This window comes from Sphingomonas sp. IC-11, from assembly GCF_021043365.1.
Classification (GTDB): Bacteria; Pseudomonadota; Alphaproteobacteria; order Sphingomonadales; family Sphingomonadaceae; genus Sphingomonas.
In genome coordinates this window covers 36,332-48,995 of sequence record NZ_JAJNDU010000001.1, presented here as the reverse complement: position 1 = coordinate 48,995, position 12,664 = coordinate 36,332, and the positions used below count along the sequence as shown (strand labels likewise).

The 12,664-nt window shown below is 65.3% G+C and carries 8 protein-coding genes; 2 read left to right on the top strand and 6 right to left on the bottom strand.

Annotated features, from left to right (window positions below; translation table 11 throughout):
• Window positions 1–54 precede the first annotated feature (54 nt).
• Both LQ954_RS00185 and LQ954_RS00180 read right to left on the bottom strand, forming a co-directional pair.
• Window positions 55–2,505 (bottom strand): TonB-dependent receptor, encoded by a 2,451-nt coding sequence (locus tag LQ954_RS00185; RefSeq protein WP_231021354.1) that lies wholly within the window; start codon window positions 2,503–2,505, stop codon window positions 55–57.
• A 163-nt stretch (window positions 2,506–2,668) separates the two neighbouring features.
• Entirely contained in the window at window positions 2,669–3,190 is a 522-nt protein-coding gene (locus LQ954_RS00180; RefSeq protein ID WP_227771136.1) for a VOC family protein, read from the bottom strand.
• 106 nt (window positions 3,191–3,296) lie between these two features.
• On the opposite strand from LQ954_RS00180, the gene LQ954_RS00175 reads away from it, so the two are divergent.
• On the top strand, window positions 3,297–3,908 hold the full coding sequence (locus tag LQ954_RS00175) for a TetR/AcrR family transcriptional regulator (protein ID WP_231021353.1): 612 nt from the start codon (window positions 3,297–3,299) through the stop codon (window positions 3,906–3,908).
• A gap of 42 nt (window positions 3,909–3,950) precedes the next feature.
• Here the strand turns inward: LQ954_RS00175 and LQ954_RS00170 are convergent, their stop codons facing one another.
• Window positions 3,951–4,646, bottom strand: a complete 696-nt coding sequence (locus tag LQ954_RS00170; RefSeq protein WP_231021352.1) for a hypothetical protein — start codon at window positions 4,644–4,646, stop codon at window positions 3,951–3,953.
• 238 nt (window positions 4,647–4,884) lie between these two features.
• Here LQ954_RS00170 and LQ954_RS00165 point away from each other — a divergent pair, with 238 nt between their 5' ends.
• Window positions 4,885–6,213 carry a dicarboxylate/amino acid:cation symporter gene (locus LQ954_RS00165; protein WP_269142104.1) on the top strand — a complete coding sequence of 443 codons (1,329 nt, stop codon included), beginning with the start codon at window positions 4,885–4,887 and terminating at the stop codon, window positions 6,211–6,213.
• A gap of 10 nt (window positions 6,214–6,223) precedes the next feature.
• On the opposite strand, the gene LQ954_RS00160 is transcribed toward LQ954_RS00165, so the two are convergent.
• The 3 genes from LQ954_RS00160 to LQ954_RS00150 all read right to left on the bottom strand — a co-directional run bounded on the left by LQ954_RS00160 (window position 6,224) and on the right by LQ954_RS00150 (window position 12,456).
• Window positions 6,224–7,999: an SLC13 family permease gene (locus LQ954_RS00160; protein ID WP_227771133.1), complete on the bottom strand. Its 1,776-nt coding sequence runs from the start codon at window positions 7,997–7,999 to the stop codon at window positions 6,224–6,226.
• A gap of 214 nt (window positions 8,000–8,213) precedes the next feature.
• Window positions 8,214–10,715 (bottom strand): YadA family autotransporter adhesin, encoded by a 2,502-nt coding sequence (locus tag LQ954_RS00155; protein WP_231021351.1) that lies wholly within the window; start codon window positions 10,713–10,715, stop codon window positions 8,214–8,216.
• 403 nt (window positions 10,716–11,118) lie between these two features.
• Window positions 11,119–12,456 (bottom strand): UDP-glucose dehydrogenase family protein, encoded by a 1,338-nt coding sequence (locus LQ954_RS00150; protein ID WP_231021350.1) that lies wholly within the window; start codon window positions 12,454–12,456, stop codon window positions 11,119–11,121.
• Window positions 12,457–12,664 lie beyond the last annotated feature (208 nt).

Below are 12,664 nucleotides of genomic sequence, written 5' to 3'. Positions count from 1 at the left end.
CCCCTCCCGATCGCCCGCCGCAAGGCCCGGGGGCCGCCGCAGCGGCCCGCCGGATCAGAAGCGCACGCGGCCCGTGACGCCGTAGAGGCGCGGCTGGCCGAGGAAGGCGCCATAGGTGCCGGTCTGCAGCGGCTGATCCACGATCACCTGGTAGAATTGCGAATTCGTCAGGTTCTGCGCCCAGACTTCGAGCGACCACGCTTCGTTCTCCGGCTCGATGCCGATGCGGGTGTTCAGGATCGCAAACGGCTCCTGCACCTTCAGCGGATCGAGGTTGGACCCGGTGTTGTAGCGTGAAGACCATTTCAGCGAGGCCGAGGCACGAAGGTTCAGATCGTCCGTGATCGGCTGCTTCGAGGTAAAGCCGCCCGTTACGTTCCACTTCGCCGCATAAGGCAGGCGGTTGCCGGACAGGCGGGTCAGGTTCGGCAGCGGCGGCGGGAAGTCACCGAAGGTCGTATCGGCATAAGTGGCGCCGGCGTTCAGCGTCAGGCCCTGAATGCCGGTGTTGAACAACAGGTCCAGATCGACGCCCTTCGACGTCACCTTCGGAATGGACGTCACCACGAAGCTGACACCCGTATAGGTGTTGAGCTGGAAGTCCTTGTACGTCTGGTAGAAGCCGGCGATGTTCGCGAACAGGCGGCGATCCAGCAGCGTCGTCTTGGTGCCGAGTTCGTAGCTTTCCACCTTTTCGGTGGCGAACGACGTATCCGGGTTGAGCACGCCGGGCGCGAGGCGCGCGCGATCAAGGTTGAAGCCGCCCGACTTGAAGCCGTTGGCGTAGGAGCCATAGGCCATGACCTGCGGCGAGATGCGATATTGCAGCTTTGCCGATCCCGCCCACCGGTTTTCCGGGCGGCGCTGCGTGATCGTTACATCGTTGAACGCAACGTCCGCCGTGGGCGAGCAGATCGCGCTGAGCGCGGCAGTGGGCAGGCGCCGCGCGATTGCCGCGGCGCAGGCGTTGCCCGGCGAGGTGTTGGTGTAGCGCGAGGTCGCGCGCTTGACCTCGTCGGTGTAGCGGATGCCCAGCGTCAGATCGAGACCTTCGGCCAGGGTGAAGGTGTTGTCCGTGAACACCGCGAGCGAGCTGGCGCGGTGGCGGTGGAAATCCCGCTGCCCGGTGTTGGCCACGAAGTTCGTGCCGACCGGCAGACCGGTGAGCGCCGAAACGGCATTGCCGTTGGTACCGCCGGACAGCAACAGGCCGAAGTAGCGCTCGTAATCCGACCCGAAGAAGGTGTTCTGACGGCTGACCAGCCGTTCGTCGGCATAGAAGACGCCCAGGATCGAGTTGAGCCGGTCGCTGTTGTAGGCGAGACGCGCCTCCTGCGAGAAGACCTTGAACCGGTTCGAATTGCCCTCCGAGCCGCGATACCAAAGGTCAGCCGACGAATAGTCGACGTCCACGCCGCTGTTCGAACGATAGAAGCGGTAGGCAGTGATGGAGGTGAGGCTGAGGTTATCGCTCAGATCCCAGTCGACCTGACCCGAAACGCCGCGGTCGCGGATGCGGAAATCGGTCGGGCGATTGGCGTAGGTGACGCGGTCGAACGGATCGCCGTTGCGCACGGTGCCGGCATCGGGTGCCAGCGCATCGATGAATGCCGCCGTCGGGCCGGCGATGCTGGGCGCGTTGACGCAGCAATCCTCGTCACGTTCCGACCAGTCACCGATCAGGCGCACGTTGATCGCGTCGGTGGGACGGATCAGCAGCTGCGCCCGCACCGTCCAGTTGTTCTCGTTGTCCGCGCGGTCGCTGGTGCGCGGGCCGGCACCGGTGCGGACCTTCCAGAAGCCGTCACGTTCACGCTTCAGGGCAAAGATGCGCCCCGCGACCGTATCGCCGATCAGCGCGCCAGTGGCTGCGCCCGATACGGTCCAGGCATTGTAATTGCCGTAGCTGCCGACGAACTCGGCCGACGGATTGAAGCTGGGCGAGGCAGTGACGACGTTGATGACGCCGGCCGACATGTTCTTGCCGAACAGGGTCGACTGCGGCCCCTTCAGCACCTCCACGCGCTCCAGCTCGCCAAGATCACCGAAAGCCACCCCGCTGCGGGCGCGATACACGCCGTCGACGATGGTGCCCACGGAGCTTTCCAGGCCGGGATTGTCGCCAATCGTGCCGACGCCGCGGATCCGGATGGAGGTCTGCGCCGGGCTGGTCGAGGAGGTGACGTTGAGGCCAGGGGTGATCGTCTGGAGATCCTTGACGTCGCGGACGCCGGCGGCCTCGAGCTGCTGCTGATTGATCACCGACACCACGATCGGCACGTCCTGCAGGCTCTGCTCGCGCTTCTGTGCGGTGACGATGATGTCACCGGTCTCGGCCTGCGGGCTACGCTCTTCGGCGGCGGCACTGGTGGTTGTCGCAACGTCCGTTCCGACCTGCGCTTCGGATGACGGCGTCGCTGACGCGGCGTCCTGTGCGAAGGCGGAACTTGCAGCCATCATCGAGGCGGCAAGGGCGAATACGGACGCAGTGTTACGCAACATCATTGTTTCTCCCCGGAGCGGGCGTTGAGCACGCCTCTCTTCCCGTCACCCAATGAGGGTGGCGGGCTGCGCTCTGTACAGGGGAACGCCGGCAACGTGTAAGCTGCCATTTGTGTTAGGGGCCGCAGCGGCCTTATCGAAGTTTCCGCCCGCCCCCCCCGGCAGCTCAGCCCGGAAGCCAGCGCGGGCCGCTGGTTTCGGGATCGTCCAGCGCGATCGGCGAGGGCAGGTGAACGAACTCGACCTGCATGCCCCATGGCGCGACACCGAACCAGCAGCGGTTGCCCGGTCCCTTCTCCTTCCCGCCAAGCTCGATCGGACCATGGCGCATCGTGCCGCCGGCATCGCGGAATCGGGCCGCGGCTTCATCGAGATCGTCGACATAAAGGGCGAAATGATGGATCCCCATGTGGCTGGGGGCGTCGGCGGTAGAACCGTGGCCGCCCTCCACCTCGAACAATTCGACGTTGGCGCCATCGGCGATCCGCATCATGCGCATGGCGACGATGCGGGTGCCGGGCTCCAGACCGTTCTTGTCGTACATTTCGTCGCCCTGCTGCGACTTGCCGCCCTTCTCGATCAGCGCGTACAGCGTCTTCGCACCAAACGCCTTCTGGAAGAAGCGTTCGGCCGCTTCGATCGACGGCACCGTGATGCCGACGTGTTCGATGCCCTTGATCACACCCACATCCGTCTCCTGTTTCAGGCAAGAGAACGGCGCCGCAGCCAAGCGGTTGCGGCGCGGGTGCCGCACCGCTTGAGCGGGCGGAAAAAACGCATATATACCGGTTGTTATGGAACCGAACGCTGCACCGTCCATCAAGGGGCGTCCGCGCGAATTCTGCGTTGACGAGGCGCTGGCCAAGGCGCTCGCCGTTTTTTGGGCCAAGGGATATGAGGGCGCCTCTATGGCGGACCTCACCGAGGCGATGGGCATCACCAAGCCGAGCCTCTACGCCGCCTTTGGCAACAAGGAAGCGTTGTTCCACAAGGCGCTGGACCTCTACGAGGCGGAGAAGCTTGCCTATACCCGCGAAGCGCTGAAGCAGCCCACCGCCCGCGCCGTGGCGGAACATATCATGCGTGGCGCAATCGAGGCGCAGACGAGCGCCTGTGATCCCCAGGGGTGCCTTGGCGTAATCAGCGCAACCGCCTGTGGCGCCGAGGCCGAGTCGATCAAGGCCGATGTGATCGCCCGCCGCGCTTCATCGCAACAAGCGCTGATCGAGCGTTTTCGCCAGGCGAAGCGGGACGGCGACCTGCCCGACCATGTCGAGCCGGAAAGCCTGACGCTTTACCTCTACGCCATCCTGCAGGGGATGGGCGTGCAATCGGGCTCTGGCGCCTCACGCGAGGAACTGGAGCGCGTGGTGAACACCAGCCTGATGATGTGGCCCACCGCCTGAACGGCGGGCCGGGTCGACTTCACCGACGTGCCGCCGGCCTGATCAATAAGCCGGCGGATCGCTGGCGGGGAAGGATTCGTCCACGGCCTCGTCCACCCGCGACCATTTGGCCGGCGGATCCCTGAGCTCTTCCGGTCCGGCGTTGCGCACCTGAACGAAGCTGCCCTGCTCACCCGGCAGCCGCGTCAAGGCCACCGGGGCCGCCTCGGTGTTCGGAGTTGTCACCGCTGCCCGGCGCCATCGCCCTCTGCCGACGATATACCCGAGACCGAGTGCCGCCACGATCCATGGCCAGGGCGAGGGAGCAGGTGGCGGCGTGAGTGCGGTGTAGCTGGTGCCTTCGTTGGGATAGATCCGCGGCAGATCGGCGTGGATCGGCTGCAACGGCGCCGGGCTCGGCGACGAGGCAGCGTAGGACGAGGTAGTGTCCGGGTAGATCGGCGTTGCGTCGGGAACGATCGCCGGCTCGTCAGCAGGGGCGGCTGACCCGGCTACCTGATCTCGGTCCTGATCTTGATCCGCCGGATGGCTCGGCGCGGCGACGGCGCCATTTGCCTCGGCGAACGCCACGCCCGATTCCTCCTCAACGACGATCGTCGGCTGGTCCGGAGGTGTGACTTCGCGGCGATATTTCGCCTCACGATCGGCAGCACCTTCGCCGCGCATGCCGTTTTCTGCGGGTGCCTGGTGATTGGCGGAATCCGCCATGCCGTACAGGCGAGTATCCGGGTCGGCCATCAGCTTATCCTCTTTGGTCGCACAACAAACCGATGGGGCGGCCGTGCGATCCCGCCAGCGGTCACAATCGCTGTTCGTACGAGCGGCGCGACACATCCGCGGCGCCTCGGGAGCCACTTGCGCTTGCCCACGAAACCGTGTGCAAACACCCGCTTTCGCCTGCTTCGATACATTCGGGGCCGTCGCCAGCGTGCGGCGCGCCGGCCAAAGGGGGAGCGAGCATCATGAGGACCCAGGTTTGATCACCATCGCAAGCCAGCCTACGCGCCCCGTCCGTTCCCCCTGGTACACCCACCTTTATGTGCAAGTGCTGATCGCGATCACGGCGGGCGTGCTGCTGGGCCATTTCGCGCCGGCGACGGGTGAGGCGATGAAGCCGATCGGCGACGCCTTCATCAAGCTGGTGAAAATGATCATCGCGCCCGTCATCTTCCTGACCATCGTGACCGGCATTGCGGGGATGCGGGATCTGGGCGCGGTGGGGCGGGTCGCGGGCAAGGCGTTCGCCTATTTCCTGTTCTTCTCGACCCTCGCCCTGATCGTCGGCCTGATCGTTGCCAATGTCGTCCAGCCCGGCAGCGGGCTCAACATCAACCCGGCCACCCTCGATGCCAGCAAGGTCGCCGACTATTCGGCAAAGGCCCATGAATCGACGATCACCGGGTTTTTGACCGGTATCATCCCTGACACGTTCCTGTCGGCGCTGACCGAAGGCAACATCCTTCAGACGCTGTTCGCCGCCATCCTCTTCGGGATCGGACTGGCGATGATCGGCGATCGCGGAGATCGGCTGCTCGGCGGCCTGAACGACCTGTCGCTCGCCTTCTTCAAGGTCGTGTCAATCGTGATGAAGGCCGCGCCGCTTGGCGCGTTCGGGGCCATGGCCTTCACTATCGGCAAATATGGTATCGACACGTTGGCGAACCTCGCCGCGCTGGTGGGCACCTTCTACCTGACCTCGCTCCTGTTCGTGCTGGTCGTGCTGGGCACGGTGGCGCGGCTGTGCGGCTTTTCCATCCTGCGCCTGATCGCCTATCTGAAGGCTGAGCTGCTGCTGGTGCTGGGCACGTCATCGTCCGAGAGCGCGCTGCCTTCGCTGATCGAAAAGATGGAGCGCGCGGGCTGTGCCAAGTCGGTGGTCGGCCTCGTCGTGCCGACGGGCTATTCCTTCAATCTCGACGGCACCAACATCTACATGACGTTGGCAGCGCTGTTCATCGCACAGGCGTGCAACGTGGATCTGACGCTGGGGCAGCAACTGCTGCTGCTTGGCGTGGCGATGCTGTCGTCAAAGGGCGCCGCGGGCGTCACCGGTGCCGGTTTCATCACGCTGGCCGCAACGCTGTCGATCGTGCCGGACGTGCCGATCGCCGGCATGGCGCTGATCCTGGGCGTCGACCGCTTCATGTCCGAATGCCGCAGCCTGACCAACTTCATCGGGAATGCCGTGGCCACGATCGTGGTCGCCCGCTGGGAAGGACGGCTGGATCAGGAGCAGCTTCGCCTCGCCCTGACGGGGGGCGCCGAAAACCCGGGGCTCATGGACGAAACGGTGCCCGCGGCTTAAGCCGCGGCGCTCAGTGCAGCGGCCACGTCCACATCACCAGCGGCGTTCCCACCAAGACGATCAGCAGCGACAAAGGCGCCCCCAGCCGGGCATAGTCCCCGAACTTATAGCCGCCGGGGCCAAGCACCAGCGTATTGCACTGGTGCCCGATCGGCGTGAGGAAGTCGCAGCCCGCGCCGATCGCCGTCGCGATCAGGAAGGCCTCGGGTCGATAGCCCAGGTCATGGGCGAAGACCGCCGCGATGGGCGCCATCACCAGCACCGTCGCAGCATTGTTGAGGAACGGCGTCACCGCCATCGCTGCCACCATGATCAGCGCCACCGCGCCCCACGCCGGAAGGCTGGTCGCAACGCTCGCCAGACCGGTCGCGATCAGGTCTGACGCGCCCGTTGTCCGCAACGTGTCACTGACGGGGATCAGCGCGCCGAGCATGATCAGGATCGGCCATTCGACGGCCTGATATGCCTCGCGTGTGGGCAGCGCGCCGGTCGCCACGACGATCCCTGCCGCGGCGAAGAAGGCCACAGCCACCGGCACCAGTTCAAGCGCCGTGGCGGTCATCGCTGCCGCCAGCACGATCAGCGGCAGCCAGCTGCGCCCGCTGCTGCCGAGGCGCAGCGTCCGCTCAGCCAGGGGAAGCACGCCGAGGTCCTGCAACCGATCCGGCAGACGGGTGAGCGAGCCCTGAAGGACGATCACGTCGCCCGCGGCCAGCTTCGTTCGGCCGAGCCGGCGAGCCAGCCGCTCGCCGGCGCGCGACAGCGCGATCAGGTTGACGCCGTAGCGCTCCTGCAGCCGCAGCCTTCCCGCCGTCTGGCCGACCAGCACCGAATTGGCCCCGATCACGCCCTCGATCACGCCGATCTCGTCGCCTTCCTGTTCGCCGGAAAGCTCGCGATGCTCTCCCTCCAGCACCAGGCTGTCGGCGGCAATGGCGCGTTCCAGCGCATCTGGCTCACCCACCAGGATCAGGATGTCGCCTTCGCGGAGCTCGACATGGTGCGCCGGCACCGTGCGCATGCCGGCGCGAAGCAGGTTGGTGACATTCACCTCCCGCTCGTGCCGCTCCAGGAAGGCACCCACCGTCTCGCCGATCGCCGGTGAGCCCTCCGCAATGCTCGCCTCGGTCACGTAGCCGCTGATGTCGAGCGCATCGCCCATCGTCGCGGTGGCGCGGCGATCCCGCGGCAGCAAGCGATAGCCGAACCGCAAGAAGATCAGCCCGACGATCAGCAGCCCGAGCCCGGTGGGCAGGTAATCGAACATGCTGAACGGCTGCCCCGTCATGTCCTGCCGCACGCGGCTGACGATGATGTTCGGTGATGTTCCGACCAGCGTCATCAACCCGCCGAGCAGGGAGGCGAAGGACATGGGCATCAGGAAGACGGACGGGCTCGCTTCGCTCTTCTTCGCCATCTGAAACGCGGCAGGCATCAGCATCGCCAATGCCCCGACGTTCTTCACCAGGGCCGATGCCACGCCCACGGATGCCGTCAGCAGCATCAGTTGAGACCGTACCCGCTTGATCCGCCGCGATACAAAGGCCAGCGCGCGTTCGATCAGGCCCGAACGCTGCATCGCCGCGGACATTACCAGCGCGGAGCCGACGATGATGACGATGTCGTCAGAAAAGCCGGAGAAGGCATCTTCCGGCTTCACAATGCCGACCGCGAGCGCGGCGAGCAGCGCCAGGATTGCCGTGACATCGTAGCGGAAGCGGCCCCAGATAAAGAGCCCCATCATGCCGGTAAGAACAGCGACCGACAGCCATTGGGGGGTGCTCATGCACCCTGCCCTTGGCCGTCGCCCGCCACCGCCGCTAGATCTGCCCCCATCATGCGGCGTCGTTGCGCCATCGCCAATTTCCCCGTCATGCCGCGGTAACGCGCCATGCAGGGAAAGGGCCCATGAAAATCAGACCTTTACCGGCCCGGCCCGAAAATTGGTGACCGGGAGGCGCCCATGGCTGCAGACGTCCCCCGGCCGAGCGGTCTTCGGCTTAGAACTGATAGCCGAAGCCCGCATTCGCACCGCCATAACCCTGGCTGTCGATCGAGGCGCCGATGCGGAAGATCGAATGGCCGTCGTTGAGGAAGGTAGAGGCACCGATCGCGAGCGCAGTCTGGCCGCGATAGGTGCCGCCGCCGACCGCGACCATGGAACGCCCGGGCTCGTTGGCTTGCGGCAGCCCGGCCGCCGCCAGCGCGGACGAGGTACCGGCGCTGAGATCCCGGCGTACTTCACGCAGGTTGAAGTTCATCGACGACAATGCCTGGCTCAACCGGGTGTCCGTGTACGAATTAGCCTGGTTCACCGCGCCCTGCAGGCCGCTCTGCAACTGACCCACGTTGACCGCGTCAGTGGCCGATGTGCCGGCCGCCACGTTGCGCAGCACCACCGCACTGCCAGTGGTGTTGAACGTAACGGAGGTGCGCCCCTGATCATATTGGACCGAGTTCGCGCCCAGCGTCGCTGCCTGCTGCGCCACCTGATTGGTGGCATAGAGCTGCCCGCCATTCACCGCCTGGGTTGAACCAGCCGCAACGGTGCCTGCCGCCACGTTGTTCAGGGCCACCGCTGCTGCCGGGTCCGCGCCAGCCAGGGTCACGCTGTTGGTCCGCGCGCCGGCTGCATCACGATCATATTGGATGCTGTTGGCTGCCTGGGTGGACACAGCATAAAGCTGCTGCCCGTTCACGGCATCGGTAGAGGTCGCCGAAACCGCGCCACCGGCGATGTTGTGCAGCGCGACCGGCGCGGCGGGATTTGCTCCCACCAATGTCACGTCGTTGGTCAGCGTGCCGCCGTTCGGGGCGGTCGGGTTATCCGGATTGCTATATTGAACGGGGCTGACTGCGCTTCCGGTTACCAGATTGCTGAAGTTGGTAATCGCGGTGGTGTTGGCTGCCACCTGAGCATTGGTGGTGGCGAGCTGATCGCCGTTCACCGCGTCGGTCGAGCCGGCGACCAAAGCACCTGCGCGCACGTTGCGCAGACCCACCGGCCCGCCGCTCGCCCCGGCCAGCGTCGCATCGTCCGTGACCGTGCCGCCATTCGGCGTGGTCGGCGTGGCGGCATCGGCATAGCGCAGCGGCTGGTTCGCCAGGCTGTTGTTGATGGTCGCGATATCGTTGGTGTTCGCGTTCACCTGATTCGTCAGGTTGGTGACGTTTGTATTGGTGCCGGCGACCGTGTTCTGCAGATCGGTAATCGCGGCTGTGTTGTTCGCCACGCCGGTCGTCAGATTGGCGATATTTGCCTCATTGGTGGTCACCCGCCCGTCCAGATCGGTAATTGCGCCGGTATTGGCAGCCACCGCCTGATTGGTTGCAAACAGCTGGTCCCCATTCACCGCATCGGTGGATCCGGCCGCGAGGGTACCGCCGCGCACGTTGTGGAGGCCGACAGGACCACCGCTCGCACCGGCAAGGGTGGCATCATCGGTGACCGTACCGCCGTTCGGAACCGTGGGATTGTCCGGGTTGGAATAACGCACGGCACCGGCCGATCCGTTGCCGAGCCCCGCGATCGCGGCGGTGTTCGCCGCGACCTGCGCATTCGTTGCGAACAACTGGCTGCCGTTCACCGCTTCGGTTGAGGCCGCCGTGACTGCTCCGGGCGCGACGTTCGCGAGCACGGTGCCGTCTGTGCCGGCAAGCGTCACGCGATCGCGGGCGGCGCCGTCATATTGCACCGCCGTGGCGCCCAATGCCGCGACCTGCGATGCAACGCCATCGACTTGACCCACCGTTGCTGCGTCGGTTGGCGCCGTGCCGGGTGCCACGTTCGTCAGCTGGCGTTCGGCACCGGGAGCCCCGATCGAAACTTCACCGGCGGAATTCTGTGCGCCGGTAAGCCCGGTGGCGGTGTAATTGGCCAAGGCGCCCCGGCCCGCGATCGAGCCTGCGCCCAAGGCGACACTGTTCGCAGCCGTGACGCTGCTGTTGGTGCCAAGCGCCACGCTGCCCAAAGCGCCGGCTTCCGTCCGGGCATTGTTGCCGAAAGCAATGGCGTTGATGTCGCTGGCGAACGCTGCCGCGCCATCGGCACCAAGGCCAGTGATCTGGTTCCCGCCGATCGCAACGCCGGCCGGCGTGTCGAGGGTGATAGAATCGGAGGTGAGCCGGCACTGGTCGCTCGGCGCCACAACGGTGCCGTCGGTGGCGAGAACCTGAAGCGTGATCGGCGCCCCGCTTGCCGCCTGGGTGAGAAGGCCCGTCGCGTTAAGGCTGAGATCTGGCAGCAGCGCGCCAAGCAGTGGGATATCGAGGATCCCGTTCACCGTCGTTTCCACCGGCGAGGCGATGCCAGTGATCACCGGTGTCAGAATGTCGGTCACTGCCGAGCGCGGCAGACTGACGCCCGAGCAGGCGCTGACCACGCGTTGCTGAGCTTGGGCCTGCTGGGCGGACAGCACCGCCAGCAAGATCGGCGAACTCAGCACAGTGCGGCTCAGCAGGCGAGCCGCGAACGTCGAGCGCGAATGTTCAATGTCAGCCATGTCATCCTCCTGTTCCGGCGGCACTAGCCGCCGCGGAGAGGAAGATGGCGCAGAGCCTTCAACGCGTTCTTACATACAAGTTTACGTAAGCCGTGCTCTGCTAGGTGCACTTTGGATGTCCAATCCGGACATAAATGGCGCGCAACGCTGCATTTCGGCGCGCCAATGCTGTAATTTCATGTGGAATTTGGCAGCCACAACCTTGGCCGGACGATGCTGCGTTTCCTAAGTATTCCAATTATAGGGCGGCAGCAAACTTCGCGGGCGCCGGTCAGCGGCAAAAAACTACCGACCGATCGTAGCCCGCCAAGTTTTTCAGCGTTTACTTGCCAGCTTACCGGCCTGGTCTCACTGCGATCCCGCGGGATCACGCACGCCGCCAAGCCTTAGCCTGCGCGCCACTTCACTCAGCGGCACGCGCCTGCTCGACCGGACGCAAGGGGCGGCCGATCCCGACGTGGTAGAAGCCGGCCCGTTCCGCCTCATCGGCGTGATAAACATTGCGCAGGTCAACAAGGACCGGTGACGCCATGCGTTCGCGCAACCGTGAAAGGTCAAGCGCGCGGAACTGGTTCCACTCGGTTACCAGCACCACGGCGGCGGCACCGTCTGCCACCGCATAGGCATTGTCGACATAGGTCACCTCTGGCAGCATGGCGCGGGCTGCCTCCATCCCCTCGGGATCATAAGCGCGGATCCGCGCCCCGGCGCTGATCAGCCCCCGAACGATGTCGATAGACGGCGCATCGCGCATATCGTCGGTGTTTGGCTTGAACGTGAGGCCGAGCAAGCCGATCGTCCTGCCCTGCACGCTGCCCCCAACCGCGGCGATCACGCGGCCGGCCATCGCCCTCTTGCGATCATCGTTGATTGCGGCGGTGGTCTCAATCAGCCGCACCGGGGAGCCGTAGCTCTGCGCGGTCTTTACCAGCGCCAGCGTGTCCTTCGGAAAACAGGACCCGCCATATCCCGGCCCGGCATGGAGGAACTTGGTGCCGATCCGATTGTCCAGCCCGATGCCACGGCTGACATCCTGCACGTCGGCACTTACTGCTTCGCACAGATCCGCAATCTCATTGATGAAAGTGATCTTCATCGCGAGAAAGGCATTGGCGGCATATTTGATCAGCTCGCTGGTGCGGCGTGCCGTGAACAGCACGGGCGAGCGATTGAGGTAAAGCGGGCGGTACACCTCCTCCAGCACCTGGCGTGCGCTCTCGTCCTCCACTCCCACGACGATCCGGTCCGGGCGCTTGAAATCCTCAATGGCTGCGCCCTCACGCAGAAATTCGGGGTTGGATGCCACCGCAAATTGCGCACCGGGATTCACGCCGCGGATGATCCGCTCGACCTCGTCGCCAGTACCGACCGGGACCGTCGATTTGGTGACCACGACGGTGAAGCCGCGAAGCGCCGCTCCAATCTCCCGCGCCGCCGCATAGACATAGGAAAGGTCTGCATGCCCGTCCCCGCGACGAGCCGGTGTGCCGACACCGATGAACACCACATCGGCAGCGCCAACCGGGCCAGACAAATCCGTGGTGAAGGAAAGCCGCCCTTCCGCCACGTTGGTGGCGACCAGCTGCTCAAGCCCCGGCTCGTAGATCGGCACGCCACCGCTCTCGAGCAGCGCGATCTTTGCTTCGTCCTTGTCGACGCAGACCACGTCATGACCAAAGTCGGCGAAACAGGCCCCAGACACCAAGCCGACATAGCCCGTGCCGATCATCACGATGCGCATTCTCGATTGTCCCCCTGCCCGACGTGCCCACGTCCCCCGGCTGTCGCGGCCTGGGGCGCGTGACTGCCGGCGACCGGGTTACCCGGACCCGGCCGTGGCGCCGGTTCTAGCAGGGTCGGGTATGCAGTTCGGCTTCGGTCAAATGCGTACGTTGTTGCGGATGGAAGTGGCGTGTGGCGCGGGGATCTGCGCCCGCGCGTGGAGGCTT

Bases quoted from the DNA above. Each gene is read 5' to 3' on its own strand.
- LQ954_RS00160 (WP_227771133.1), bottom strand. From the start codon at position 7,999: ATGAGCACCCCCCAATGGCTGTCGGTCGCTGTTCTTACCGGCATGATG.
- LQ954_RS00170 (WP_231021352.1), bottom strand. From the start codon at position 4,646: ATGGCCGACCCGGATACTCGCCTGTACGGCATGGCGGATTCCGCCAAT.
- LQ954_RS00175 (WP_231021353.1), top strand. From the start codon at position 3,297: ATGGAACCGAACGCTGCACCGTCCATCAAGGGGCGTCCGCGCGAATTC.
- LQ954_RS00185 (WP_231021354.1), bottom strand. From the start codon at position 2,505: ATGATGTTGCGTAACACTGCGTCCGTATTCGCCCTTGCCGCCTCGATG.
- LQ954_RS00150 (WP_231021350.1), bottom strand. From the start codon at position 12,456: ATGCGCATCGTGATGATCGGCACGGGCTATGTCGGCTTGGTGTCTGGG.
- LQ954_RS00155 (WP_231021351.1), bottom strand. From the start codon at position 10,715: ATGGCTGACATTGAACATTCGCGCTCGACGTTCGCGGCTCGCCTGCTG.